Here is a 25,271-nt window from a genome sequence, read left to right as displayed (position 1 = left end):
GCCCTCCCGCGAGCCCGCGGCCGAGGCGCCGGGCCGTGCGGCCGAGGAGCGCCCGGAGGCGCCGGCCGAGGAGCAGCGGTCGGAGGCGCCCGCCGGGCCCGCCATCGACCTGCCCGAGCCCCAGCGGGACGCGCCGGCGCGCCTCCCTCGGCGCGAGGCGGAGGACCTGCTCGGCAGCGTCCTCGACTCGCTGCCGCAGCCGAAGGCCGCGGGTCAGGGCCGGCGCCGCAGCCGCCGCGTGACGACGAGCACCCTCACCGCCGGCGAGGACTGACCCGTCCTCTCGCGGATCCGCAGAACTTCCGCGGATCCGCGAGAACCGGCCCGACACGCCGTGCCCGACGCGATCGGCACGTCGTGTCGTGCAGGAACTGCGGATCCGCGAGACCCCTCGCGGCTGCGGCTGCGGCTGCGGCTGCGGCGACGGCTGTCGGATGCGGTGCGTCCTCGGCGGATGCGGTGCACCCAGCAGGTCGTGAGGCGTACCGGACCCGACGAGCGGGCACCGGATCCCACGAACACGCGCCCGACCCGGCGAGCGCGCACCGGAGCCGCGGTGCGTCAGCGGCGGTCGCGGGCGCGCACGCGGAGGCCGGAGGCGATGAGGCGGCGGGTCAGCTCGCCCGCCGACACCGCCTCCGCGCCCTGGGCGACCAGATCCGGCACGCGCTCGGCCGGCACGTCGTAGTGGTCGCGGTCGAAGCCGCGCGGAGGCAGGCCCGCGCGCCGGGCGAACGCGTGCAGCTCGTCCAGCGAGGCGTCGCTGACGAGGTGCGCCCAGAGCCGTCCGTGCGCGGGCCACATCGGGGTGTCGACCAGCACCGTCATCCCGTCATCGTGCAGCACCCCGGCCGGGTGGCCGCTGCTGCTCGGATGCGCTAACCTTGCGGGTCGGTGCGTCCGCCGCGATCTCGCGTGGCCGGTGACGCTCCGAACGACTCGAACCGGTCGCGCCGCACGGACCCGTGCAGGCCGGCGCCCGGTGCTCCAGACGTGGGATTGAGGCTGACGAGATGGTGTACGCGATCGTGCGCGCCGGTGGGCGCCAGGAGAAGGTGGAGGTCGGCACCGTGCTGACCGTCGACCGTCAGAAGGCGGGCGAGGACGGCAGCGTCACCTTCGCGCCGGTGCTGCTCGTCGACGGCGAGACCGTGACGCACGCGGCCGACGACCTCGCCAAGGTGACGGTGACGGGCGAGCTGCTGGGCCACACCCGCGGCAAGAAGATCGTCATCCAGAAGTTCAAGAACAAGACCGGCTACAAGAAGCGCCAGGGCCACCGCCAGGAGCTGAGCCGCGTCCGCATCACCGCGATCGGCTGAGGAGGCCCCCGCATGGCACACAAGAAGGGCGCGAGCTCGACCCGCAACGGTCGCGACTCCAACGCGCAGCGGCTCGGCGTGAAGCGCTTTGGCGGCCAGGTCGTGAAGGCCGGCGAGATCATCGTCCGCCAGCGCGGCACGCACTTCCACCCCGGCGCGAACGTCGGCCGGGGCGGCGACGACACCCTGTTCGCCCTCGAGGCGGGCTCGGTGCAGTTCGGCGCCAAGGGCGGCCGCAAGGTCGTCAACATCGTGGCGGTCCCGGCGGAGGCCTCCGCCTGACACGAGCACTGACGGCAACGGGCGGGATCCTTCGGGACCCGCCCGTTTCCGCATGAAGGAGGAGGAGTCGTGGCGACGTTCGTCGATGCGGTGACGCTGCACCTGGCCGCGGGCCGGGGCGGCAACGGCTGCGTGTCCATCCGGCGCGAGAAGTTCAAGCCGCTGGCCGGCCCCGACGGCGGCAACGGCGGGGACGGCGGGGACATCGTGCTCGTCGCCGACCCGCAGGTCACGACGCTGCTCGGCTACCACCGCGGCCCCCACCGGTCCTCCGGCAACGGCGCCGCCGGCGCCGGCGACCTGCGCTCCGGCGCGGACGCGGAGCAGCTCGAGCTGCCCGTCCCGATCGGCACGGTGGTCACCGACGCCGACGGTGAGCCGCTCGCCGACCTCAGCGAGGCCGGCATGCGCTTCGTCGCGGCGGCGGGCGGCCGCGGCGGCCTCGGCAACGCCGCGATCGCGACGCCCAAGCGCAAGGCGCCCGGCTTCGCCCTGCTCGGCACCGACGGCGAGCAGCGGGACGTGCGCCTCGAGCTGAAGACGATCGCGGACGTCGCGCTCGTCGGCTTCCCCTCCGCCGGCAAGTCGAGCCTGATCGCCGCCATGAGCGCGGCCCGTCCGAAGATCGCGGACTACCCCTTCACGACGCTGCAGCCGAACCTCGGCGTCGTCGAGGCCGGCGGCACCCGCTACATGATCGCCGACGTGCCGGGGCTCATCGAGGGGGCGAGCGAGGGGCGCGGCCTCGGGCTCGACTTCCTCCGGCACATCGAGCGCTGCAGCGTCATCGTGCACGTGATCGACTGCGCGACCATCGACCCCGGCCGCGACCCGCTCACGGACCTCGACGTGATCCGCGCGGAGCTCGCGGCGTACCCGGTGCCGGCCGGCGAGGTGCCGCTGATCGACCGACCGCAGCTGATCGCGCTGAACAAGATGGACTCGCCGGACGCGCGCGACCTCGCCGAGCTCGTGCGGCCGGACCTCGAGGAGCGCGGCTTCCGCGTCTTCGCGGTGTCGGCCGCGAGCCACGAGGGGCTGCCGCCGCTGTCCTACGCCCTCGCCGCGCTCGTCGAGGAGGACCGCGAGAGCCGGGCCGCCGAGATCGCCGCGCCGCGCATCGTGATCCGACCCCGCGCCGTCGACGAGCAGGGGTTCACGGTGCGGTTCGAGGGCGGGACCGAGCCGTTCTACCGGGTGCTCGGCGGCAAGCCGGAGCGCTGGGTGCAGCAGACCGACTTCCAGAACGAGGAGGCGATCGGCTACCTGGCCGACCGGCTCGCGAAGCTGGGCGTCGAGGAGTCGCTGTTCGAGGCGGGCGCCCGCGCGGGCGACACCGTGGTGATCGGGGCGGGCGACGGCGTGGTGTTCGACTGGGAGCCGACGCTCTCGTCGGTCGCCGAGCTGGTGACCGCGCCCCGCGGCACGGACGCCCGCATCGGCGGCTCCGACCGTCGCACCACGGCGCAGCGCCGCGAGGGGTACCGGGAGCGGATGGACGCGAAGACGGCCGCCCGAGACGAGCTGGAGCGCGAGCGACTCGGCGAGCGGGCCGTGCGCGAGCGCGACTCGTGACGGCGCCCGCGGGGCCCGAGCAGATCGAGGTCGCGCACCGGATCGTCGTCAAGGTCGGGTCGTCCTCCATCAGCGGGCCCCGCGCCGGGCAGATCGCCCCGCTCGTCGAGGCCCTCGCCGGCGCGCACGCCCGCGGCGCCGAGGTGGTGCTCGTCTCCTCCGGGGCGATCGCGACGGGCCTGCCCTACCTGCGGCTCGACGAGCGGCCGACCGACCTCGCCGTGCAGCAGGCGGCGGCGGCCGTCGGGCAGAGCCTGCTCGTGCACCGCTACCAGGAGCGGCTCGACCCGTTCCGCATCACGGCCGGGCAGGTGCTGCTGACCGCCGGCGACATCGACGACGAGGCGCACCGGGAGAACGCGAAGCGCGCGCTCGACACGCTGCTGCACCTGCGGATCCTGCCGATCGTGAACGAGAACGACACGGTGGCGACCCACGAGATCCGCTTCGGCGACAACGACCGGCTGGCGGCGCTCGTCGCACGGCTGATCGGCGCGGACCTGCTCGTGCTGCTGTCCGACGTCGACGCCCTCTACACGCGACCGCCGGGGGAGCCCGGTGCGGAGCGGATCCCCTTCGTCGCGGCGGGGGACCCGCTCGCCGGCGTCGTCGCGGGCGAGTCGGACACCGGGGTCGGCACCGGCGGCGCGGTCACCAAGCTGTCGGCCGCGCGGCTCGCCGCGGACGCCGGCATCGCGGTGCTGCTGACGGCGACGGACCGCGTCTCGTCCGCGCTCGCGGGCGAGCGCGTCGGCACCTGGTTCGAGCCCGTCCGCTGACCGCTGCGCCGGCCGAGCCCGGTCGGCCGGCCCGGCCTGTCGGTATCAGGACCCCGTCGGTAGGATCCCGGGGCATGACGGACGTGCTCGCCCCCGCCGCCGCGCCCACCGCCGAGGGCCGGTTCCGCGCCGCGAAGGCGGCCTCCGTGCGGCTCGCGACCGCGACGACGCTGCAGAAGGACCGGGGGCTCGAAGCGATCGCCGCCGCCCTGCTGGCCCGCTCGGCCGAGGTCGTCGCCGCGAACGCCCGCGACCTCGAGGCGGCGCGGGCCGCCGGCATGGCGGCCGGGCTCGTGGACCGGCTGAGCCTCGACGAGCGCCGCGTGGCGCGGCTCGCCGACGCGGTGCTCGCGGTCGCGCAGCTGCCGGATCCCGTCGGCGGCGTGGTCCGCGGCGGCGCGCTCGCGAACGGCCTGCAGCTGACGCAGGTGCGGGTGCCGTTCGGTGTTGTCGGCGCGATCTACGAGGCGCGGCCGAACGTCACCGTCGACATCGCGGCGCTCGCGCTGAAGAGCGGCAACGCCGTCGTGCTGCGCGGCGGCACCGCCGCGCAGCACTCGAACGAGGCGCTCGTGGCCGTGCTGCAGGACGCCCTCGCCGAGGCGGGGCTGCCCGCCGACGCCGTGCAGACCATCGACGAGTTCGGACGGGACGGCGCCGCGGAGCTGATGCGGGCGCGCGGGCTCGTCGACGTGCTCGTCCCGCGGGGCAGCGCCGGGCTGATCCAGGCGGTGGTGGAGCAGTCGAAGGTGCCGGTCATCGAGACGGGCGCGGGCGTCGTCCACATCGTGCTCGACGCCTCTGCGGACGAGGCGATGGCCACCGGGATCGTGCTGAACGCGAAGACCCAGCGGGTCGGGGTCTGCAACGCCGTCGAGACCCTGCTCGTGCACGCGGACGCGGCGGAGCGGCTGCTGCCGCCCGTGCTCGGCGCCCTGACCGCGGCCGGGGTGACCGTCCACGCGGACGACCGCACGCGCCGGGTCGTCGACGGGCTCGAGGCGGCCACCGACGAGGACTGGGCGGCGGAGTACGGGTCGATGGACCTCGCGGTCGGCGTCGTCGACGACCTGGACGCCGCGATCGCGCACATCGCCCGCTGGTCCACCCACCACACCGAGTCGATCGTCACGGCCGACCTGGCGTCGGCCGAGCGGTTCCTCGCCGAGGTCGACTCCGCGGTGGTGATGGTGAACGCCTCGACCCGCTTCACCGACGGCGGCGAGTTCGGCTTCGGGGCGGAGGTCGGGATCTCGACGCAGAAGCTGCACGCCCGCGGCCCGATGGGGCTGTCCGAGCTGACGAGCACGAAGTGGCTCGTGCGCGGCACGGGCCAGACGCGACCCTGAGCCGAGCCCTACACTTGTCGAGCCGCGACGCATGCCGCGGCAGGGATGGAGGACGTCGATGTCGATGCTGCCCGCGCTCGTGCTGGCCTCGGCCGAGCACCACGAGCTCGTCGCGCCGAGCGTCATCTTCCCGCTGATCGCGGTCGGCGTGTTCCTGCTGCTCGGCGCCGTCACCTGGTCGTACCGGGACGTCGCGCACCGCCACGCGGACAAGGGCCGCACGCGCGGCGCCGGCCAGGGTCAGGGGCACTGACCCCGGACGAGGTGGGGGAGGAGACGCCGCCCGGCGTCCGCCGTCGCATCGGCGTGATGGGCGGCACGTTCGACCCCATCCACCACGGTCACCTGGTCGCGGCGAGCGAGGTCGCGCGGGTCTTCGCCCTCGACGAGGTCGTCTTCGTGCCGACCGGGCAGCCCTGGCACAAGACGCCCGTCACCGCCGCCGAGCACCGCTACCTGATGACGGTGGTCGCGACCGCTTCGAACCCCCGATTCACCACGAGCAGGGTCGACATCGAGCGCGGCGGGACGACGTACACGGTCGACACGCTGCGCGACCTCACCGCGCAGCACCCGGACGCCGACCTGTTCTTCATCTCGGGCGCCGACGCGATCGCGCAGATCGTGTCCTGGAAGGACCTGGACGAGCTGTGGGGGCTCGCCCACTTCGTCGCGGTCACCCGCCCCGGGCACGTGATGGACACCGCGGGCCTGCCCGCCGAGCACCTGAGCGTGCTCGAGGTGCCCGCACTCGCCATCTCGTCGACGGACTGCCGGGCGCGTGTGCGACACGGCGCCCCGGTTTGGTACCTCGTCCCCGACGGTGTGGTTCAGTACATCAGCAAGCACCGGCTGTACAGGAGCGAAGCATGACGTCGTGGCAGGACGAGCCCATCGGGAGCCCATTCGCTCGAGGCGGAGCCGACCCCTCGGGACGGCCGCTGAGCCGCCGCGAGGCGCGCGAGGCCGAGCGCCGGGCGGCCGAGACGATGCTCGAGAAGCCGCCGCACCCCTCGGGCGTGGTCGACTTCGAGGCGCACGACTTCAGCAGCGACTTCACCCCTGACCAGGACTTCGCCGTCGGCGACACGCAGGACATCTGGCGGGCGCTGACGCGGGGTGCGCAGCCCGAGGCGACGCGGGACGCACGCGCTCCCGAGGCCGGTGCGATGCCTGAGACCATGGACCGGGTCCGCGAGGCGCTGCTGCGCCGCCGGGCGCAGACCGGCCCCGCCGACACCGTGCGGACGCCGCAGCAGCGTCCGCCGGCCTTCGAGGCCTCGGCGTTCCCCGCCGGCGTCTTCGATGAGCAGGCGGCGCCCCAGCAGACCGCCGACCACGGCTTCTCCCGTCGCGAGCTGCGCCGCCGCGAGGCCGCCGGGCAGCGCGAGGACGGGCTGCCGGCCGACCTCTTCGCCGAGCGCCGCCCCGAGCCCGCGCAGCCGGAGTTCGACGAGTACGCGGCCTACGAGCAGGGCCACGCCCAGCAGGGGCAGTACGGGCAGCAGTACGACGACGACTACTACGACGAGCCCTACTCGCCGGAGCCCACCATCGCGATCCCGGTGCGTGACGCCGCGCCCGCGCCCGCGCCCGCGTCCGAGCCGCCGCGCTCCTACGACGAGCCCCGCGGCGACGACGCGCTCACCTTCTCCAGCGCGGCTCCGCAGTCGCGCGCGCAGGCCTGGACCGCCTGGTCGGAGGAGGAGGACGACGACCTCGACGAGGCGGACGACTCGTGGGAGGAGCCGCAGCGAGCGATCGCCCAGCCGCGGCCCGCGTCCGGTCCGGTGTCGTTCCTCGAGCCGCAGCAGTCGGCCTTCGGCGGCGCGCAGGTCGGGCCGCCGAGCGAGGTGACGGACCTCGCCGGGTTCGAGGCGCTGATCCGCAAGGCCCGGCAGCAGCCGGCGCAGCCCGCGGCCCAGGCCCCGAAGCCGGCGCTCGCGTGGGCCGACGACGAGGAGGCCCAGGAGGGCTTCGGCAGCCTGCTGAGCCGCCAGGTCCAGAGCTCCCACGGCACCTCGCCCGCCCTGATCCTGCCGAACGACCCGCAGCCGGTGGACCTCACGCAGGCCGTCAGCGGCACCGGCGACATCTTCATCACCGGCTCGATGAAGCTGTCCAACCGGTTCTCCTCCACGGGCGTCAGCGAGGAGCACTACGACTCCCACGACATCGACCGCCTCTACGACGCGAGCCAGGACGAGCCCGCGGCGGGCGTCGCGCCGAAGCGGGCCGCGAACGCGGTGAGCGGCGCGCCGCACAACCGCGTCGTCACCGGGCGGCCGAGCCGCGGCAACCTCGTGCCGACGGTGCTCGCCATCGTCGCCGGTGCGATGGCTGTGGGTGTGGTGACCCTGCTCGTCGGCAGCTGGATCTTCAAGATATTCTGATCGGCCAGATGGAGCAGTCGATCAGAGCCCAGGTCCAGCAGGCGGCGGACGCCGCCTCGTCCCGCAACGCCACCGATCCGGTCGCGCTGGACGTGTCGGGCCGGCTGCCGCTGACCGACGCGTTCCTCCTCGTCTCCGGCAGCAGCGAACGGAACGTCTCCGCGATCGCGGATGCGATCGACGAGCGGCTCGGCGCCTCCGGGGTGCAGCTGAAGCGCCGGGAGGGCCGCGGGTCGGGCCACTGGGAGCTGCTCGACTTCGGCGACGTCGTCGTGCACGTCTTCCTCGAGGAGGACCGGCAGTTCTACTCGCTCGAGCGCCTGTGGCGGGACTGCCCGCTGATCCCGCTCGAGGAGCCCGCCGCCGCGTCCTGACCCGCCCTCGCCGGCCGACCTCCGCCGGCCGAGCCCGTCGGGACCGCCGTCGGTGGTGCGACCGTCAGGACGCGACGCCGACGTGCTCCCGCGTCCGGTCGCCCTCGGCGAGGTCGACGACCGCGCGGGCGAAGTCGGCGCCCGAGATCGCGGTGGGGGAGCCGTCCTCGTTCGTCAGCGCGACCTCGCCGCCGATCCGGTAGCGCCCGGTCGCGTCGCCGGGCGCGTAGGCGCCGTACACCGCCGCCGGGCTGACGAACAGCCACTGCAGCTCCGGGTCCGCGGTGGGCAGCCACTCGAGCACGCGCACCATCTCGCGCGCCTCGTCGGCGAAGCGCGGGTCGACGTCGCCCTCGCTGAATCGGGGCGCGCCTTCGGCCGGCCGCAACCCGCTCCAGCCGCCGATGACGATCAGCCGCGTGCCCTCGGCCGCGGCCCGCTTCGCGAGGTGCGCGTAGAGCGGGAACAGGGCGCCCGCCAGGTCGCCGCGCGGTGCGAGGGCGGCGACGACGACGTCCGCGTCCACGACCGCGTCGAGCACGCCGTCGTCGGTGGCGTCGGCCTCCAGGTACTCGGCGCCCTCGACGCGCTCAGCCGGCGCGTGGCGCTGCACCGCGACGACGCGGTGGCCGCGCGACGCCGCCTCCCGCACCGTGCTCGAACCGGCGTAGCCGCTCCCGCCCAGCACCGTGATCCGCAGCGCCTCCGCCATGACCGTCCCCGCTCCCGGGGCGCCGGTCGCCCCGCCGATCACGGTAGCCGGGCCGTCGGGGACGGAGCCGAGCGTCGAACCGCCCGGGAACGACGAAGGCGCCGTCCTCGCGGACGGCGCCTCCTGAAGTGGATCTGAGGGGACTCGAACCCCTGACCCCCTGCATGCCATGCAGGTGCGCTACCAGCTGCGCCACAGACCCGTGCTCGCCGCGATGTGCGGCCCGTCGAGTGTACACGGGCGACGCGGCCCCTCGCCTGCTTCGCTGCTCCGTGACGCATTCGGCGCTGCTGACGGCAGAGGACGTCGCTGCGCAGCGGATCCTCCGGGTCAGGCGTTCGCGGTGTCGCGGAGCATCGGGCCGAGCCGCTCGCTGGAGCGCTCCGCGGGCGCCGAGTTGCTGATCTGCGCGATCGCGATCAGCACGATCCCGACGCCGACGACGATCCACCAGAGCGGGTGCGCGTCGGTGACGAACGACTTCGACACCTTCCCGCCGGTGGACGCGCCGGTGATCGAGCCGGCGAGCGCGATGCCGAGGGCGACGCCGATCTGCCGCGCGGTCGAAGCCACGGCCGAGGCGGCGCCCGCCTGCTCGTTCGGCATCCCGCCGACCGCCGTGTTCGTGATCGGGGCGTTCACGAGGCCGAAGCCCGCGCCGAAGACGAGGAACAGGACCGCCACCAGCGCGATCGGGGTCGACGCCGTGGTGAACGCGAGCGCCGCCGCGCCGGCCGCGAGCAGCACCCCGGACAGGGTCATCGGCAGCCGGGTGCCGCGCGAGCCGACGAGGCGGCCGGAGACGGGCGAGAGCACGAGGATCGCGAGCCCGGCGGGCATGAAGAGGAGCCCCGTGACGATGGGGGAGAAGCCGCGGACGCTCTGCAGCACGAGCGTGTTCGTGAAGAGGAACGCGCTCCACCCGCCGAACGCGAGCAGCGCGGCCGCGAAGGCGCCGGAGAACGGGATGCTCGAGAAGAAGCGGGGGTCGATCAGGGGATCCTTGCGCTTCAGCTCGACCGGCACGAACGCGACGAGGGCGGCCCCGGCGATGACGAAGGCGGCGATCGTCCCGGGAGAGGCCCAGCCGAGGCCCGGGCCCTCGATGATCGCGAAGACGAGCCCCGCGAGGCCGACGATGATGAGCGCCTGACCGGGCAGGTCGAAGCGGCGGCGGTGCTCCGCCTTCGACTCCGGCACGAAGACGGCGGTCAGCACGAGCGCGATGACGACGATCGGCACGTTGACCCAGAAGATCGACCGCCAGCCGATCGTCTCCACCAGCAGGCCCCCGACGAGGGGGCCGAAGCCGAGGGAGACGCCGCTGACCGCGCCCCAGACGCCGAGCGCGCCCGCCCTCGCGGCCTTGTCCGTGTAGACGTTCGTGATGATCGACAGCGAGACCGGGTTCAGCATGGAGCCGCCGACGGCCTGCAGCACGCGCGCGGCGATCAGCACCCCGACCGAGGGCGCGAGGCTGCTCGCGAGCGAACCGAGGCCGAAGACGACGAGCCCGATGCGGAACATGCGCCGCCGGCCGAAGCGGTCCCCGCTCGAGCCCGCCAGCACGAGCAGGCTCGCGAGGGTCAGCGTGTACGCGTCGAGCGTCCACTGCAGCCCGGAGACGCTCGCGCCCAGCTCCTTCCCGAGCGTCGGGAGGGCGACGTTCACGACGGTCGCGTCGAGCGTCACGATGAAGAGGCTCAGGCAGCAGGTCGCGAGGATGAGGGCCTTGTTCTGCCGTCGATCGGTCACCGCACGATGCTACGAACGGGTCAGTGGACGTTCGGCAACCATCCAGGTCTCGGGGCTGCTCACCCCGCCGGGGGCCCGAGCACCGCGGTCGCGATGGTCGTGAGGGCCGAGTCGTGGCTGGACGGGTTGAAGGCGCCCGCCAGCACGTCGCGGTAGAGGCGCGACAGCTCCGAGGTCGACGCGTAGCCGCTGCCGCCCGCGACCTGGACCGCCTCGTCCACGACGGCGCGGGCCGTCTCGGTGACCCGCACCTTCAGCCCCGACGCCTTCGCGAACCACCGCGGGCCGTGGTCGACGCGCTCGTCGAGGTCGCGGGCGAGACCGAGCACCTGCGCGTCGAGCCCGTCGTCGAGCAGGGCGGCCGAGGCGACCCGGCGGCGCACCAGCGGATCGTCGGACCGCGCCGCGCCGCCGAGCCGGAGCGAGGTGCGGCGCCGGGCCGCCTCGGCCGCGAGCTCCACGGCGCGGTGCGCGATGCCGGCGTAGACGGCGGCGAGCAGCACCTCGAAGCAGACGAACACGCCGAAGACCAGCGGGTCCGCGTTCGGGCCGGGCGGCAGGCGCCGCACGACGCGCTCGGCCGGCGCGACGGCGCCGTCGAGCCGCACGGAGTCCGAGCGGGTCGCCCGCTGCCCGAGCACGTCCCAGTCCTCGACGACCTCGACGCCGGGGGTCGCGCGGTCGAGGAACGCCCACACGATCCGCGGACCCGCAGGGTCCGCCTCGTCCAGGCCGAAGGTGCCGAGGCGGGTCCAGACCGGGCCGAGCGACACGGGCGTCTTCAGCCCCGTGTAGGCGACCGAGCCGTCGTCGGCGGTCTCGGCGCGCACCGTCGAGCCGAAGAGCACGAGGTCGTTGCCGGGCTCGCTGACGCCGAACGCGAACAGCTCCCCGTCCGCGGCGCCGCGCAGCACGAGGTCGAGCGAGGCGTCCCCGCGGTCGTGCAGGGTGCGGGCCACCGCGGTCCACACCAGGTGCATGTTCACCGCGAGCGCGGTCGCGGGCGCCGCCGAGGAGAGCCGCATCTGCTCCCGCGCGACCTGCTCGATCGTCGCGCCCCCGCCGCCCATCGCCGTCGGGACCAGGGCCGCGAGGTACCCGGCGGCGCGCAGCTCCGCGAGGTCCTCGTGCGGGAAGGACCCGTCGCGGTCGTGCGCGGGCGCGCGCTCGTGCACGCGCCGCAGCAGGTCGTCCGGCAGCGGCGTCACGCCCCCAGCACCTCCTCGAGGAAGGGGTTGCCGAAGACCCGGTCCGGGTCCGCGGCGTCGCGCATCGCGGCGAAGTCGTCGAAGCGGGGCAGCCCCTCGCGCACTTGGTCCCGGCGCGCGTGGAACAGCTTCGCCCAGTGGGGCCGTGCGCCGAGCGGCAGCAGGTGCTCCTCGATCCGCGGCAGCAGGGGCATGACCAGCTCGGGCGCGTCGCGCCAGGTGAAGCCGATGGCGAGCACGTCCCCGCCCGAGGCGGGGGAGAGCCACAGGCGGTCCGCCGCGACCGTCCGCAGCTCCGTGACGTGCAGCGCCTCGTCGATGTCGGCCCCCATGGAGCGCAGCGCGTCGAGCGCGGCGCGCGCCTCCGCCCGCGGGACGAAGTACTCGCTCTGCAGCTCCTCGCCGACGCTCGGGACCGCGGCGATGCGGAAGTGCGGCAGGCGGTCCCAGGAGGGCCCGGGGGCGCCGACCTCCGTGCTCTTCGTGTCCGCCTCGATCTCGGCGGGCGTACGGTGCACCGGCTCCGCGCCGAATAGCTCGGTCACCGGCTCGGCGCCGCGGGACTTCACGAGCGCGTTGCGGGCGTCACCGGTCCACTTCGTGAAGACGCTGACGGAGTAGCCGGACGCGAACACCTCGTCCAGGTGCTCCTCGAGCGCCGACCAGCGCAGCGCGCCGAAGGGGTCCTGCCGCACGTCGAACGCGGGCTCGACCGCGAGCGTCAGGCGGGTGACGACGCCGAGCGCGCCGTAGGACATGACCGCGCCGGCGAGGTCCTCCCCGGCGATCTCCCGCAGCTCGCCGCCCGGCCCGACGACCTGCATCCCGCGGACCAGCGTCGCGAGCATCCCGAGCCCGTCGCCGGAGCCGTGGGTGGCCGTCGCGACGGTGCCGCCGAGGGAGACGTGGGGCAGCGACGGGTAGTTCGCGATCGCGAGGCCCTCGTCGGCGAGCAGGCGGCCGAGGTCGCCGAGCCGGATGCCGGCGCCCACCGTCGCGGTGCCCGCGTCCTGGTCCACGACGAGGTCGGGGTCGATCCGGTCCTGCGCGAGGATCAGGCCGTCGGTGTCCGCGCACGGGCTGAACGCGTGCCGCGTGCCGAGGGCGTGCACCCTGCTCGCGCCCGCCACGGCCTCCCGCAGCGCCTCGACGCTCCCCGGGTGCTCGATGCGGCCCGTGTACTCGAGGTTCCTCGCCCAGTTGCGCTCGCCCGGCATGGCCGCACGGTAGCGCGGGCACCCGGGACGTCCCCAGAGCGCCATCAGTACGCTCCCGGCCGTGACGGCGACGACCACCATGCTCATCCTCGGCGCGAGCGGCGACCTGACGCGCCGGCTGCTGCTGCCCGGCATCGGCAGCCTCATCGCGGGCGGCGAGGACTCGGACCTCGAGCTGCTGCAGGGGCTGAAGCTGATCGGCAGCGGCCGCAGCGAGCACTCCGACGACGAGTGGCGGCAGGAGGTCCGCGACGCGTTCGGCGACGCGGACGCGAGCGGCGACCTCGCGGACGCCCTCGTGGGCGACGCCGAGTACGTGGTCGGCGACCCGACGTCGAAGGACGACTTCGCCCGGCTGCTCGAGCACGTCGAGGGCGACCTGGTCGTCTACTTCGCGCTGCCGCCGAGCGTCGTCGTGAAGGTCGCGGCGGTGCTGCAGGCGATCGACCTGCCGGAGCACACGGTGCTCGCGCTCGAGAAGCCGTTCGGCGACGACGCGGAGGGCGCCGCGCACCTGAACGACGAGCTCGCCAAGGTGGTGCCGGAGGACCGCATCCACCGGGTCGACCACTTCCTCGCCCACCGGGCGGCGCTCGCCATGCTCGCGATGCGCTTCAACAACCGGCTGCTCGAGCGGTCCTGGAGCGCCGAGGACGTCGAGCGCGTCGAGATCGTCTACGACGAGCAGCTCGGCCTCGAGGGCCGGGCCGGCTACTACGACGGCGCGGGCGCGCTGAAGGACATGCTGCAGTCCCACCTGCTGCAGGTGCTCGCGGTCTCCACCGCGGAGGAGCCGCTGGCGTTCGACGCGGAGCACCTCCGCGACGCGCTCGCGACGGCGCTCCAGGCGACCCGCGTGTGGCCGCACGGGCCGGTCTTCCCCGGCACGGACCGGCCCTCGCGGCGCGCCAGGTACACGGCGGGCGAGGTTGACGGCAAGCGCCTGCCCTCCTACGCGGACGAGGACGGGGTCGACCCCGACCGCGGCACCGAGACCCTGGCCGAGATCGCGCTCGAGGTCGCGACCCCGCGCTGGGCGGGCGTCCCGTTCGTGCTGCGCTCCGGCAAGGCGATCGGGTCGCCGCGCAACGAGATCGCGGCCGAGTTCCGCCCCGTCCGCACCCGGCCGGAGGGGCAGCGGGGCAGCGGGCAGCCGGAGCGGCTCGTGCTCGGCTTCAAGCCGCCGCGCGTCGAGATGCGGTTCACGTCCGGCGGCGGCGACATGCCCTTCGAGCTCGAGCCCGTCGAGGTGACGGGCGCGCTGCCGCGGAGCGGGGTGACGGAGTACGGCGAGGTGCTGCGCGGCATCCTCGGCGACGACCCGACCCTGTCGATCCGCGGCGACGTCGCGGTGCGCTGCTGGGAGATCGTGCAGCCGGTGCTCGACGCGTGGGCCTCGGGCGACGTGCCCCTCGAGGAGTACCAGGCGGGCAGCGACGGCCCGGCCGGCTGGTCCGCCCGCTGACGTTCATCTTGTAGGCAGATCTCGGTCCCAGGGCGAGATCTGCCTACAAGATGGAACGGCGTCCTAGAGGAGGCCCCGCGCCTCCAGGGCGCGGGCGAAGTCGTTGCCGTCGGGGGCGAAGATCCAGTCGACCTCGGTGACGTCCTCCCGCCAGCGCTCGCGGGAGCGGCCGCCCGCCAGCACCGCCTCGCTGTCCGAGAGCTGCCGGATGCCGATCGCCGCGACGTTCTCGGGATGGGCCTCGGCGAACCCGCTGTAGGTCTCCTCGTCGTGCTGGCCGTCGTCGCCGATCAGCAGCCACTTCACGTCGGGGAACTCGGCCGCCAGGCGCTCGAGCTCGTCGATCTTGTGCGCGCGCCCGGAGCGGAAGATGCGGTCGGGCTCCGGGCCCCAGTCGGTCAGCAGGAGCGGCCCGGCCGGGTACAGGTTGCGGCTGAGGAAGCGGCGCAGGGTGGGCGCGACGTTCCAGGCGCCGGTCGAGAGGTAGAGGAACGGCGCCGCCGGGTGCGCGCGCCGGATGCGGTCGTAGAGCACCGACATCCCCGGCGTCGGGTTGCGGGCGTGCTCGTTCAGCACGAACGTGTTCCAGGCCGCGAGCAGCGGCCGCGGCAGCGCGGTCACCATCACCGTGTCGTCGATGTCGGACACGACGCCGAACGGCGCGTCCGGGTCGAGCACGAACACGGGCGCCGTGAACTCGTCCGCGTCGGGGACGTCCTCGCAGCGCAGGGTGACGTCGTGCCAGCCGGGCGTCAGCGCCACCTCGATCTTGACGTCGATCACGCCGCCTCGGTCCGCGAGGACGTGGTGGCGGGTGCCTCCCGCCTCGACGAGGACCGGCGCGCGGTCGACGGGGATGCCGGTGAAGCTGCGCCAGCCGCGGATCGACTCGAGCCCCTCCGCCGACGGGTCGCGGTTCGTGATCAGCACGCGGCCGAGCACCCGGATCCAGCTCGTCGACCCGTAGCCGGCGTAGGGGATCACGATGGGCGTGCGCCCCTTGCGGCGGGCCCGCTGCTCGCGGAACTCGCGGATCGCCTGGTCGACGCGCATCGCTCTTCCGACGGCCTGCTCGACCGCGGGGGAGGGCGTGCGCCGGCGGAACCGGCGGCGGTGCGAGGCGGCTTCGGGCGTCGTCGGCACGCGGGCAGTCTCGCAGACACGATTCCTGAGCACTGGCTGCAAGCCTGACCGCCGGTATGGGCCGCGTCCGACCCCTTGGGTAGGTTTGGCGGCCGGCCGGAGCCCGTCCGGTGGAACCGCTCACGAAGGATGCGCCTGTGGGAATCGAGTTCCGCCATGTCCGCAAGACGTACCCGGACGGCACGACCGCCGTCGAGGACTTCTCGCTGACGATCCCGTCGCGGTCCACGACCGTCTTCGTCGGCTCGTCCGGCTGCGGCAAGACGACCCTGCTGCGGATGATCAACCGCATGGTCGACGCCTCCGGCGGCGAGATCCTCATCGACGGCGAGAACGTCTCCGACATCCCGCCCGTCCAGCTGCGGCGGCGCATCGGCTACGTGATGCAGAACTCCGGCCTGCTGCCGCACCGCACCGTCGTCGACAACGTCGCCACCGTGCCGATCCTCACCGGCACACCGAAGGCCGCCGCGCGCGAGGCGGCGCTCGGGCTGCTCGACGTCGTCGGGCTCGACCGCTCCATGGCGAAGCGGTACCCCGCGCAGCTCTCCGGCGGCCAGCAGCAGCGCGTCGGCGTCGCCCGCGGCCTCGCCGCGGACCCGAACATCCTGCTCATGGACGAGCCGTTCGGCGCCGTCGACCCGCTCGTCCGCGACGAGCTGCAGCAGGAGCTGCTGCGGCTGCAGCGCGAGCTCGGCAAGACCGTCGTCTTCGTCACGCACGACATCGACGAGGCGTTCCTGCTCGGCACCCAGGTCGTGATCCTGAGACGCGGCGGGATCGTCGCGCAGATCGGCACGCCGCAGGAGATCCTCGCGCGCCCGGCCGACGACTTCGTCGCGGACTTCATCGGGGCCAAGCGCGGCAAGCGCCGGCTCACCGCCGAGCGCGACGGGGACGGCGACGACGTGCTGCTCGTCGACGGCACCGGCTACCCGGCGGGCCTGGTCAGCGCGCCCGGCGGCAGGCTGGAGCTCGCCGCCGCGGGCGCCGGGCCGAAGTCGCGCAGCGTCTCGAACAAGACGGACCAGGCGGGGGACGCCTGATGGACTGGGTGCTGAGCCATCTCGACGACCTGGCCTCGTACACCGCTGCGCACGTCGCGCAATGCGTCCCGGCCATCGTCATCGGGTTCGTGGTCTCGGTGCCCCTCGGCTACCTCGCCTCCCGCTCGCGGGTGGCGCGCGCGGTGCTGCTGACCGGCGGCAACATCCTCTACACGATCCCCGGCCTCGCCCTCGTGATCCTCGTGCCGGTCACGCTCGGCCTGCCGCTGCTCGACTCGCGCAACGTCGTGTTCGCCCTGCTCATCTACGCCGTCGCGCTCATGGTCCGCTCGGCGACCGACGCCTTCTCGTCGGTGTCGCCGGAGGTGCGGCAGTCCGCGGTCGCGCAGGGCTACTCGCCGGCGCAGCGCTTCTGGCGCGTCGAGCTGCCGCTCGCCGGGCCGGTCCTGCTCGCCGGCGTCCGGGTCGTCAGCGTGAGCACGATCAGCCTCGCCACGATCGGCGCGCTGATCGGCATCCAGAACCTCGGCACCCTCTTCACCGACGCGCAGTCGCGCGCCTTCCTGCTCGAGGCGTTCGTCGGCATCGTGCTGGTGCTGCTGCTCGCGGCGGTCTTCGACGTCGTGCTGACCCTGCTCGGCCGCCTGCTGATGCCGTGGCAGGCGGCGACCTCGACCCGGCGCAGGCGGCGGGCGGTCCGGGCCGCCGCGACCGAGGGGCGGGCCGCCTGATGCTGTTCGTGCAGGCGGTCCAGTGGATCCTCGACCCGGCCAACTGGGCGTCGGTGAACTTCGGGCCCGGCATCCTCGACGCGCTCGGCGCGCACCTGCTGCTCACCGGCCTCAGCGTGCTCGTGGTCGCGCTGGTCGCGCTGCCGATCGGCCTCTACATCGGGCACACCGGCCGCGGCACGCGCTACGCGGTCGTCGTCGCCAACGTCGTCCGGGCCTTCCCGACGCTCGGCCTGCTCGCGCTGCTGTTCATCGCCTTCACGCTCGGCATCGGGCCCGCGGTCTTCGTCTTCGTCCTGCTCGGCGTCCCGCCCCTGCTCGCCGGCGCCTACTCCGGGCTCGCCGCCGTCGACCGGCAGACGATCGACGCGGCCCGGGCGATGGGCTTCACCGAGTGGCAGATCCTGCTGCGCGTCGAGCTGCCGCTCGCGGCGCCGCTGATCCTCGGCGGCCTGCGCAGCACCGTGCTGCAGATCATCGCCTCGGTGACACTCGTCTCGCAGGTCGGCCTCGTCTCGCTCGGCCTGTTCATCATCGGCGGCCAGGCGAGCCGCGACTACGTCCAGGTGGTCGCCGGCTCGATCCTCGTCACCGTCCTCGCACTCCTCGTCGACGGCATCCTGGCCGTCGTCGAGCGGGCGGCCGCACCGCGCGGGGTGTCCCGCGGCGCGGAGCGCACCACAGCACGGAGCCGACGCAGCCGCGTCGCTCCGACCCGGGCACCCGCACCCGAAGGGAACTGAACGCACCATGTCCATCATCCGCAAGGGCCTCACCCGCCGCGGCGTCCTCGGCACCGCCGCGGCCACCGCCGCCGTCGTGCTCGGCCTCGCCGGCTGCGCGAGCTCGGGCAGCATCGGCGCCACGTCCGCCCCGTCCGCCTCCTCCAGCGGCAGCAGCGCCGCGGGCGGCGACAAGTCGCTCGTCGTCGGCTTCGCGAACTTCCCGGAGAACGAGATCCTCGCCCACCTGTACGGCGGGGCGCTGGCAGCCAAGGGCTACGACATCACGTACAAGTCCGCGGGCGCCCGCGACGCCTACCTGCCGGCGCTGAAGAACGGCGAGATCGACCTGATCCCGGAGTACGCGGGCTCGCTGCTGTCGTACCTCGACCAGAGCGCGAACGCGAAGAGCGGCGACGCCGTCAAGCAGGCGATCGACCAGCAGGTCGGCTCCCTGAACGCGACCGCGTACGAGCTGGCCCAGGCGGCCGACTCCGACTCGCTCAACGTGACGCAGGAGTTCGCGAAGAAGAACGGCCTGACCTCGATCGGCGACCTGAAGAAGCTCGACTCCTTCACCCTCGCGGCGAACCCCGAGTTCGCCACGCGGCCGGACGGCATCAAGGGCCTCAAGTCGGTCTACGGCCTGGACAACGTGAAGTTCCGCGCCATCAACGACGGCGGCGGCAACACGACGCTGAAGGCGCTGACGAGCGGTCAGGTCCAGGTCGCCGACATCTACTCGACGACCCCGTCGATCGCCGAGAACGACCTCGTCACGCTCACCGACCCGAAGAACCTCTTCGCGTCGCAGCAGATCGTGCCGCTCGTGTCGAAGTCGAAGGCGTCCGAGGAGGTCGGCCAGGCGCTGAACGCCGTGTCGCAGCAGCTGACGACGAAGGACCTGCTCCAGCTGAACCGCGAGGTGCAGGGCGCCGACAAGACCGACCCGTCGACCGCCGCGGAGCAGTGGCTGAAGGACAAGGACCTGGGCTGATCCGCCCCGCCCGCACGCGGCCGATGCCGTCTCCCGTCCCCGGGAGGCGGCATCGGCCGTCTGCGGCCCGGCTCAGCGCTCGTCGACGCGGTGCAGCAGCCGCTTGCCGAGCGCGACGGCCACGAGGAAGAGCACCAGCGCGCCGAGCACGATCCACCCGACGCTGTGGACCTGGCCCACGAACTGCCGGTAGCCGGAGCCCGCGGCGGTGCCGACCGAGACGTAGAGCAGCGCCCAGGCGACGCAGGCCGGTGTGGTCCACGCCATGAACCGGCCGTAGGGGAACCCGCCCGCACCGGCCGTGACCGGCATCAGCGCGTGCATGATCGGCAGGAAGCGCGACAGCAGGATCGCGACCCCGCCGCGCCGATCCATCCAGCGCTGCGCCCGCAGCACCTGGCGCTCGCCGATGCGCCGCCCGATCCGGCTCAGCCGCAGGCGCTCGCCGAAGAAGCGGCCGATCGCCCAGCCCACGCTCTCGCCGGCGAGCGACCCGACGACGACGGCGGCCAGCATGAGGCCCCACTGCCCCCACCCGTCGTTGCCGGACGAGGCGAGCAGCACGACCGTGTCGCCCGGCACCAGCAGCCCGATGAACAGCGACGTCTCGCAGAACATGCCGACGAAGGCGAGGACGAACCGCCACGCCCCGAGCCCCGCGATCCCGTCGAGCAGGGCGGTCAGCCAGGCGTCCAGCGGGCGCTCCTTCGCGGGTCGAGCGTGACCTTCAGCGTAGGCGCCCGCCCCGTAGGCTGGGCGGCTGTCCCTGCACGACCACCTGAGGAAACGCCATGGCCGAGACCCCCGACGAGCTGCCGACCTTCTCGCAGCTGCAGGACAAGTGGCAGCCGATCTGGCGCGAGGGGGACTTCTTCCGCACGGACCGGGAGGGCGACACCCGCCCCCGCAAGTACATCCTCGACATGTTCCCGTACCCCTCCGGCGACCTGCACATGGGGCACGCGGAGGCGTTCGCCTTCGGCGACATCGTCGCCCGCTACTGGCGGCAGCGCGGCTTCAACGTGCTCCACCCGATCGGCTGGGACAGCTTCGGGCTGCCCGCCGAGAACGCGGCCATCAAGCGCGGGGTCGACCCGAAGGAGTGGACCTACGCGAACATCGCGACGCAGAAGGCGTCGTTCGAGCGGTACGGCATCAGCTTCGACTGGAGCCGCGAGCTCCACACCTCGGACCCCGAGTACTACCGCTGGAACCAGTGGCTGTTCCTCAAGCTGTACGAGAAGGGCCTGGCGTACCGGAAGGACAGCTGGGTCAACTGGGACCCGGTGGACCAGACGGTGCTGGCGAACGAGCAGGTGCTGCCCGACGGCACGAGCGACCGCAGCGGCGCCGTCGTCGAGAAGAAGAAGCTGACGCAGTGGTACTTCCGGATCACGGAGTACGCGGACCGGCTGCTCGACGACCTGAAGCAGCTGGAGGGCACCTGGCCCGCCAAGGTCATCGCGATGCAGCGGAACTGGATCGGCCGCAGCAACGGGGCCGAGGTGGAGTTCCGCGTCGAGGGCCGTGACGAGCCGATCTCCGTGTTCACCACCCGGCCGGACACGCTCCACGGCGCGACCTACATGGTGGTCGCACCGGACTCCGACCTGGCGGCGGAGCTGATCGCGGGCCAGCCCGCCGAGTTCGCGGAGCCGTTCGCCGCCTACCTCGCGCGCGTCCAGTCGACGACCGAGGTCGAGCGGCTGTCCGCCGACCGGGTGAAGACGGGCGTGCCGCTCGGGCGCTGGGCGATCAACCCCGTCAACGGCGACCGGCTGCCGATCTGGAGCGCGGACTACGTGCTGTCCGACTACGGCACCGGCGCGATCATGGCCGTGCCCGCCCACGACCAGCGCGACCTCGACTTCGCCCGGGCCTTCGACCTGCCCGTGAAGACGGTGGTGGACACCTTCCAGCCGGTCACCGGCGTGATCCCCGTCATCCCCCCGGACGGCGAGCTGCCCGACATCGAGACCGTCGACCCGGCGAAGACCGGCATCGCGCTGACGGGCGAGGGCCGGATGGTCAACTCCGGCCCGCTGAACGGGATGTCCAAGGCGAACGCGATCGCCCGCATGATCAAGGACCTCGAGGCCGCGGGCACCGGTCGCGCCGCCAAGAGCTACCGCCTCCGCGACTGGCTGATCAGCCGGCAGCGGTTCTGGGGCACCCCGATCCCGATCATCCACGGGGCGGACGGCACCGAGATCCCGGTGCCCGAGGACCAGCTGCCGGTCGTGCTGCCCGACACCGCCGGGCTCGACCTGAAGCCGAAGGGCACCTCGCCCCTCGGCGCGGCGACCGACTGGGTGAACGTGCCGAACCCGGTGGACGGCACGCCCGCGAGGCGCGACGCGGACACGATGGACACGTTCGTCGACAGCTCCTGGTACTTCCTGCGCTTCCTGTCGGCGACCGACGACCAGCGGGCGTTCGATCCCGCGGCCGCCGACACCTGGGCGCCCGTCGACCAGTACGTGGGCGGCGTCGAGCACGCGATCCTGCACCTGCTGTACTCCCGCTTCATCACGAAGGTGCTGTTCGACCTCGGCCTCGTGCACTTCACCGAGCCCTTCAGCGCCCTGCTGAACCAGGGCATGGTGCTGGCCGGCGGCCAGAAGATGTCGAAGAGCCGCGGCGGCGTCGACCTCGGTGACGAGCTCGCGCGCTTCGGCGTCGACGCGATCCGGCTGACGATGGCCTTCGCCGGGCCGCCCGAGGACACGATCGACTGGGAGGACGTGCGGCCGGGCGGTCAGGTCAAGTTCCTGAACCGCGCGCTGCGGCTCGCGACCGAGGTCACGAGCAGCCCCGACGTCGTCTGGGCGACCGGCGACGCGGCGCTGCGCCGCCAGACGCACCGCTTCCTCGCCGACGCGCCGGGCCTGGCCGAGACGTTCAAGTTCAACGTGCTGATCGCACGGATCATGGAGCTGACGAACGCCGTCCGCAAGGCGGTCGACGGCGACGCGGGTCCCGCCGACGGGGCCGTGCGCGAGGCCGTCGAGACCATCGCGCTGGCCCTCAGCCTCTTCGCGCCCTACACGGCGGAGGAGATGTGGGAGCGGCTGGGCTACGCACCGTCGGTCGCCCTGCACGGCTGGCGCAAGGCGGACCCGACGCTGCTCGTCGAGGAGTCCGTCACCGCGATCGTGCAGGTCGACGGCAAGGTGCGCGACCGGCTCGACGTGTCCCCGAAGATCACGGCGGAGGACCTCGAGCGGCTCGCGACCTCGTCCGACGCGGTGCGGCGCACGGTCGGCACCCGGCGCATCGCCCGCGTCGTGGTGCGCGCGCCGAAGGTCGTGAGCATCGCGACGGAGTGATCCGCTCCTCCCCAGGCGCGGATCCGGCCGAGTCCCGGATCCGCGCCGCCTGACGGCCCGGCGCCGCACCGCGCCTCCCTAGCGTCGCGGCGTGGATCCGCTGCAGCGCCGGTTCGCGAGCGGGCCGCGGCGGCGCCTGGTCGCGGTGGTCGCGGTCGCGGGCGGGGCCGTCGTGCTCGCGATCGCCGTGGCGCTGGCGTCCGCGGGTGCGGCGGGCAGCGAGACGTCGGTGCCGGCCGTCGCGGTCGAGCGGCCTCCGGCACCCGAGCCCACGCCGCTGCTGGTGCACGTGTCGGGCGCGGTCCGCCGACCCGGCCTCGTGTCGCTGCCACCCGGCAGCCGCACCATCGACGCCGTCGCCGCTGCCGGCGGGCCGGCCGCAGGCGCGGACCAGGGCGCGGTGAACCTCGCGGCGCCGGTGGTCGACGGGCAGCAGGTCGTCGTACCCGTTCGGGGCGCCGCGCCGAGAACCGCGAGCGGGCCCGGCGGCGCGGCGGCCGGAGCGGGCGCCGGCACGGTCGCCCTGAACAGCGCGACCGCCGAGCAGCTCGAGACGCTGCCGCGGATCGGCCCCGCGCTCGCGCAGCGCATCGTCGCCTACCGGACGGCGCACGGGCCGTTCCGCTCGGTCGACGAGCTGGGCGAGGTCGGCGGCATCGGCCCGAAGACCCTCGCCGGGCTGCGGGACGCGGTGACGCTGTGAGCCCGGGACTCGTCCGCTCCGGGCTGCTGCTGCCGGCGACCGCCGTGTGGGGCGCCGCGCTGCTCGCGACGGCCGTCCCCGGCGCCGGAGCACCGCTGCTCGCGGTCGCGGCGGTCGTCGCGGCGGTCGCGCTCCCGGTCGCCCGCCGCTCCCGGAGCAGGGCCGCGCACCTGGTCGTCGCGGGCGCGGTGCTCGTCGGCCTCGTCGCCGGCGCGGCCCTCGTCGGTCAGGCGGAGCGGGATCCGCCCGGCCTCGAGACCGGGCGCCGGGTCACCGCGACCGTGCGCGTCGCCTCGACCGGGGCGACCGCCTCCCGCACGGTGCTCCGGGGCACGATCACCGCGGTGGCGGCGGTGGTCGTGCTCCGGCGGGCGCCGCCCGCCGACGCGTCGGCGGTGCTCGGCTCCGTCCGAGGGCGCCTGCGGGTGCTCGCGCCCGCCCCGCCGTGGGAGGCCGCCGCGCAGGCGCTCCGCGACCGCTTCGCCGCGCTGACGGCGGGCCTGCCCGGCGACGGCGGGGCGCTCCTGCCCGGGCTCGCCATCGGCGACACCCGTCGGGTCGGGCGCGACCTGCTGCAGGCGATGCGCGACGCGTCGCTCACGCACCTCACGGCGGTCTCGGGCGCGAACTGCGCGGTCGTCGTGCTCGCCGTCCTCGCGCTCGGTGCGCAGGCGCGGCTCCCGCGGGCCGCCCGCACCGCGCTCGCCGGGGCGGCGCTCGCCGGCTTCGTCGTGCTCGTCACCCCGCAGCCGTCGGTGGTGCGCGCGGCGGTCATGACCGGCATCGGGCTCGGCTGCGTCGTCGCCGGGCGCCGGACCGCCGGGGCCGCTGCGCTCTCGCTGACGACGACGGTCCTGCTGCTGCTCGATCCCTGGATCGCCTGGAGCGCCGGCTTCGTGCTCAGCGTCGCGGCGACGGCGGGGCTGCTGCTCCTCGCCCCGCCGCTCGCCGAGCGCCTCGCCCGGGTGATGCCGCCGCGTCTCGCCCTGCTGCTCGCGGTCCCCGTCGCCGCGCAGGCGGCGTGCCAGCCCGTCCTGGTGCTGCTGCAGCCGGGCATCCCGGTGCTCGGCGTGCTCGCGAACCTGCTGGCAGAGCCCGCGGCACCGGTCGCGACCGTCCTCGGGCTCTGCGCCTGCCTGCTCGCGCCCGCGGTCCCTGCGCTCGCGGCCGGGCTGGCGCTGCTGGCGTGGGTGCCCGCCGCCTGGATCGCGGCGGTCGCCCGCGTCATCGGCGCCCTGCCGCAGCTCGGGTGGCTGCCGGGCCTCGCCGGCGCCGCGCTCGCCGCCCTGCTCACGGTGCTCGGGATCCTCGCGCTGCGGCGCCGCACGGCGAACCGGATCCGGCTGGCCGCAGCAACCTGTGTCGGCGCCGCGGTCCTGGCGCTCGGTGGCGCGGTCGTCGGCGGCGGCGTCGGCCGATCCGTCGGCACCCCGACGGACTGGACGCTCGCCGCCTGCGACGTCGGGCAGGGCGACGGGCTCGTGCTCTCGAGCGCGGGACGCTTCGCCGTCGTCGACACCGGGCGCGAGCCCGGCGCGATCCTCGGCTGCCTCGACCGGCTCGGCGTCCGTCGCATCGACCTGCTGGTGCTCACGCACTGGGACGACGACCACGTCGGCGCCGCCGACGCCGTGGCTCCGCGGGTGGCCACGGCGCTCGTCGGGCCGGCGGACGGCGGCAAGCAGGTCCGCGCGCTCAGCGCCCTGCGCGCCGCGGGGGCGCGCGTCCAGGAAGCCGGTCGAGGCGACGTCGCGCGGGTCGGGGCGCTCCGGCTCGAGGTCCTCTGGCCGCCTCGACCCCTCGGCGGCGTCGAGCCGGGCAACCCGGCGAGCATCACCCTGGCCGTGACCGGCCCCGGGCCCTCCGTGCTGATGACCGGCGACCTGGGGGAGGAGGCGCAGGACGCGCTGCTGGCGCTCGGGCCGCTGCCCCGGGTCGACGTGGTCAAGGTGTCCCACCACGGTTCGGCCGATCAGAGCCCGCGGTTCTACGCCGCAGCGGGCGCGGCGCTCGGGATCGTGTCGGCGGGAGCCGGGAACGACTACGGCCACCCGACCGCCCGGCTGCTCGACATCCTCCGCAGCACGGGCACGGCCCCCGTGCGCACCGACCAGGACGGGATGGTGCTCGTCGGGCAGCGGGACGGGCGGCTGCGGCTGTGGACCGAGCACCCCGTCACCGCGGCGGTGTGGACGCCGGCGAAGTAGG

Annotated in this window: 24 protein-coding genes, 1 tRNA gene and 1 pseudogene; 18 read left to right on the top strand and 8 right to left on the bottom strand. The window is 74.3% G+C overall.

Translation table 11 applies throughout. The features are described 5' to 3' along the window. Positions 1-274, top strand: a pseudogene (locus tag ACFSBI_RS11710) (hypothetical protein); the annotation flags it as partial. Positions 275-561: 287 nt separating this feature from the next. On the opposite strand, the gene ACFSBI_RS11705 reads toward ACFSBI_RS11710, so the two are convergent. Then, positions 562-828, bottom strand: coding sequence for a DUF4031 domain-containing protein (locus ACFSBI_RS11705; protein WP_377935119.1), 267 nt, complete (start codon positions 826-828; stop codon positions 562-564). A 185-nt stretch (positions 829-1,013) separates the two neighbouring features. On the opposite strand from ACFSBI_RS11705, the gene rplU reads away from it, so the two are divergent. From rplU to rsfS, 9 genes are all read left to right on the top strand, one after another. After that, on the top strand, positions 1,014-1,322 hold the full coding sequence (gene rplU / locus ACFSBI_RS11700; RefSeq protein ID WP_377935117.1) for a 50S ribosomal protein L21: 309 nt from the start codon (positions 1,014-1,016) through the stop codon (positions 1,320-1,322). A gap of 12 nt (positions 1,323-1,334) precedes the next feature. Next, positions 1,335-1,604: a 50S ribosomal protein L27 gene (gene rpmA / locus ACFSBI_RS11695; protein WP_377935115.1), complete on the top strand. Its 270-nt coding sequence runs from the start codon at positions 1,335-1,337 to the stop codon at positions 1,602-1,604. Positions 1,605-1,673: 69 nt separating this feature from the next. Beyond that, the gene (obgE, locus tag ACFSBI_RS11690; RefSeq protein ID WP_377935113.1) at positions 1,674-3,179 is read left to right on the top strand and encodes a GTPase ObgE; all 1,506 of its coding nucleotides are present in this window, start codon (positions 1,674-1,676) and stop codon (positions 3,177-3,179) included. Beyond that, positions 3,176-3,958 carry a glutamate 5-kinase gene (gene proB / locus ACFSBI_RS11685; RefSeq protein ID WP_377935111.1) on the top strand — a complete coding sequence of 261 codons (783 nt, stop codon included), beginning with the start codon at positions 3,176-3,178 and terminating at the stop codon, positions 3,956-3,958. The genes obgE and proB overlap by 4 nt, the downstream gene beginning before the upstream one ends. A 74-nt stretch (positions 3,959-4,032) precedes the next feature. Further along, the gene (locus tag ACFSBI_RS11680; protein WP_377935110.1) at positions 4,033-5,307 is read left to right on the top strand and encodes a glutamate-5-semialdehyde dehydrogenase; all 1,275 of its coding nucleotides are present in this window, start codon (positions 4,033-4,035) and stop codon (positions 5,305-5,307) included. Between the two features lie 58 nt (positions 5,308-5,365). Next, complete coding sequence (locus tag ACFSBI_RS11675; RefSeq protein WP_377935108.1) at positions 5,366-5,560, top strand: hypothetical protein; 195 nt, start codon at positions 5,366-5,368, stop codon at positions 5,558-5,560. An 11-nt stretch (positions 5,561-5,571) separates the two neighbouring features. Next, positions 5,572-6,180 carry a nicotinate-nucleotide adenylyltransferase gene (gene nadD / locus ACFSBI_RS11670; protein WP_377935106.1) on the top strand — a complete coding sequence of 203 codons (609 nt, stop codon included), beginning with the start codon at positions 5,572-5,574 and terminating at the stop codon, positions 6,178-6,180. Further along, positions 6,177-7,700 carry a hypothetical protein gene (locus ACFSBI_RS11665; RefSeq protein ID WP_377935104.1) on the top strand — a complete coding sequence of 508 codons (1,524 nt, stop codon included), beginning with the start codon at positions 6,177-6,179 and terminating at the stop codon, positions 7,698-7,700. Before nadD ends, ACFSBI_RS11665 begins: the two co-directional genes overlap by 4 nt. A gap of 8 nt (positions 7,701-7,708) precedes the next feature. Further along, positions 7,709-8,074: a ribosome silencing factor gene (gene rsfS, locus ACFSBI_RS11660; RefSeq protein ID WP_377935102.1), complete on the top strand. Its 366-nt coding sequence runs from the start codon at positions 7,709-7,711 to the stop codon at positions 8,072-8,074. A gap of 64 nt (positions 8,075-8,138) precedes the next feature. Here rsfS and ACFSBI_RS11655 read toward each other — a convergent pair whose 3' ends face one another. From ACFSBI_RS11655 to ACFSBI_RS11635, 5 genes are all read right to left on the bottom strand, one after another. Then, positions 8,139-8,786: an NAD(P)-dependent oxidoreductase gene (locus ACFSBI_RS11655; RefSeq protein WP_377935100.1), complete on the bottom strand. Its 648-nt coding sequence runs from the start codon at positions 8,784-8,786 to the stop codon at positions 8,139-8,141. Between the two features lie 129 nt (positions 8,787-8,915). Beyond that, positions 8,916-8,988 (bottom strand) — tRNA-Ala (locus tag ACFSBI_RS11650). A 128-nt stretch (positions 8,989-9,116) separates the two neighbouring features. After that, the gene (locus ACFSBI_RS11645; protein WP_377935098.1) at positions 9,117-10,541 is read right to left on the bottom strand and encodes an MFS transporter; all 1,425 of its coding nucleotides are present in this window, start codon (positions 10,539-10,541) and stop codon (positions 9,117-9,119) included. A 59-nt stretch (positions 10,542-10,600) separates the two neighbouring features. Then, positions 10,601-11,749: an acyl-CoA dehydrogenase family protein gene (locus ACFSBI_RS11640; protein WP_377935096.1), complete on the bottom strand. Its 1,149-nt coding sequence runs from the start codon at positions 11,747-11,749 to the stop codon at positions 10,601-10,603. After that, positions 11,746-12,966 carry a D-arabinono-1,4-lactone oxidase gene (locus ACFSBI_RS11635; protein ID WP_377935094.1) on the bottom strand — a complete coding sequence of 407 codons (1,221 nt, stop codon included), beginning with the start codon at positions 12,964-12,966 and terminating at the stop codon, positions 11,746-11,748. The genes ACFSBI_RS11640 and ACFSBI_RS11635 overlap by 4 nt, the downstream gene beginning before the upstream one ends. A 61-nt stretch (positions 12,967-13,027) precedes the next feature. Between ACFSBI_RS11635 and ACFSBI_RS11630 the strand changes: the two genes are divergently transcribed. Then, positions 13,028-14,431 carry a glucose-6-phosphate dehydrogenase gene (locus ACFSBI_RS11630; RefSeq protein ID WP_377935092.1) on the top strand — a complete coding sequence of 468 codons (1,404 nt, stop codon included), beginning with the start codon at positions 13,028-13,030 and terminating at the stop codon, positions 14,429-14,431. Between the two features lie 63 nt (positions 14,432-14,494). On the opposite strand, the gene ACFSBI_RS11625 is transcribed toward ACFSBI_RS11630, so the two are convergent. Further along, a complete protein-coding gene (locus ACFSBI_RS11625) occupies positions 14,495-15,574 on the bottom strand; it encodes an App1 family protein (protein ID WP_377935090.1) in 1,080 nt (359 codons plus the stop codon). Positions 15,575-15,711: 137 nt separating this feature from the next. On the opposite strand from ACFSBI_RS11625, the gene ACFSBI_RS11620 reads away from it, so the two are divergent. Genes ACFSBI_RS11620 through ACFSBI_RS11605 form a run of 4 tightly spaced genes read left to right on the top strand, consistent with a single transcriptional unit; the run spans position 15,712 to position 19,031 of the window. Next, positions 15,712-16,620, top strand: coding sequence for an ABC transporter ATP-binding protein (locus ACFSBI_RS11620; protein ID WP_377935088.1), 909 nt, complete (start codon positions 15,712-15,714; stop codon positions 16,618-16,620). After that, a complete protein-coding gene (locus ACFSBI_RS11615) occupies positions 16,620-17,312 on the top strand; it encodes an ABC transporter permease (protein ID WP_377935086.1) in 693 nt (230 codons plus the stop codon). Before ACFSBI_RS11620 ends, ACFSBI_RS11615 begins: the two co-directional genes overlap by 1 nt. Beyond that, a complete protein-coding gene (locus ACFSBI_RS11610) occupies positions 17,237-18,055 on the top strand; it encodes an ABC transporter permease (RefSeq protein WP_377935084.1) in 819 nt (272 codons plus the stop codon). The genes ACFSBI_RS11615 and ACFSBI_RS11610 overlap by 76 nt, the downstream gene beginning before the upstream one ends. A 7-nt stretch (positions 18,056-18,062) precedes the next feature. After that, a complete protein-coding gene (locus tag ACFSBI_RS11605; protein ID WP_377935082.1) occupies positions 18,063-19,031 on the top strand; it encodes an ABC transporter substrate-binding protein in 969 nt (322 codons plus the stop codon). Positions 19,032-19,103: 72 nt separating this feature from the next. On the opposite strand, the gene ACFSBI_RS11600 is transcribed toward ACFSBI_RS11605, so the two are convergent. After that, complete coding sequence (locus tag ACFSBI_RS11600; RefSeq protein ID WP_377935080.1) at positions 19,104-19,649, bottom strand: DedA family protein; 546 nt, start codon at positions 19,647-19,649, stop codon at positions 19,104-19,106. A gap of 173 nt (positions 19,650-19,822) precedes the next feature. On the opposite strand from ACFSBI_RS11600, the gene leuS reads away from it, so the two are divergent. The 3 genes from leuS to ACFSBI_RS11585 all read left to right on the top strand — a co-directional run bounded on the left by leuS (position 19,823) and on the right by ACFSBI_RS11585 (position 25,270). Continuing rightward, a complete protein-coding gene (leuS, locus tag ACFSBI_RS11595; protein WP_377935078.1) occupies positions 19,823-22,360 on the top strand; it encodes a leucine--tRNA ligase in 2,538 nt (845 codons plus the stop codon). A 91-nt stretch (positions 22,361-22,451) separates the two neighbouring features. Next, positions 22,452-23,063, top strand: a complete 612-nt coding sequence (locus ACFSBI_RS11590) for a ComEA family DNA-binding protein (RefSeq protein WP_377935076.1) — start codon at positions 22,452-22,454, stop codon at positions 23,061-23,063. Next, positions 23,060-25,270, top strand: coding sequence for a ComEC/Rec2 family competence protein (locus ACFSBI_RS11585; RefSeq protein WP_377935074.1), 2,211 nt, complete (start codon positions 23,060-23,062; stop codon positions 25,268-25,270). The genes ACFSBI_RS11590 and ACFSBI_RS11585 overlap by 4 nt, the downstream gene beginning before the upstream one ends. Position 25,271: the final 1 nt, after the last annotated feature.

The sequence above is a fragment of the Amnibacterium endophyticum genome, assembly GCF_042680685.1.
Taxonomy (GTDB): domain Bacteria; phylum Actinomycetota; class Actinomycetes; order Actinomycetales; family Microbacteriaceae; genus Amnibacterium; species Amnibacterium endophyticum.
This window is presented reverse-complemented; position numbering and strand designations above follow the sequence as displayed.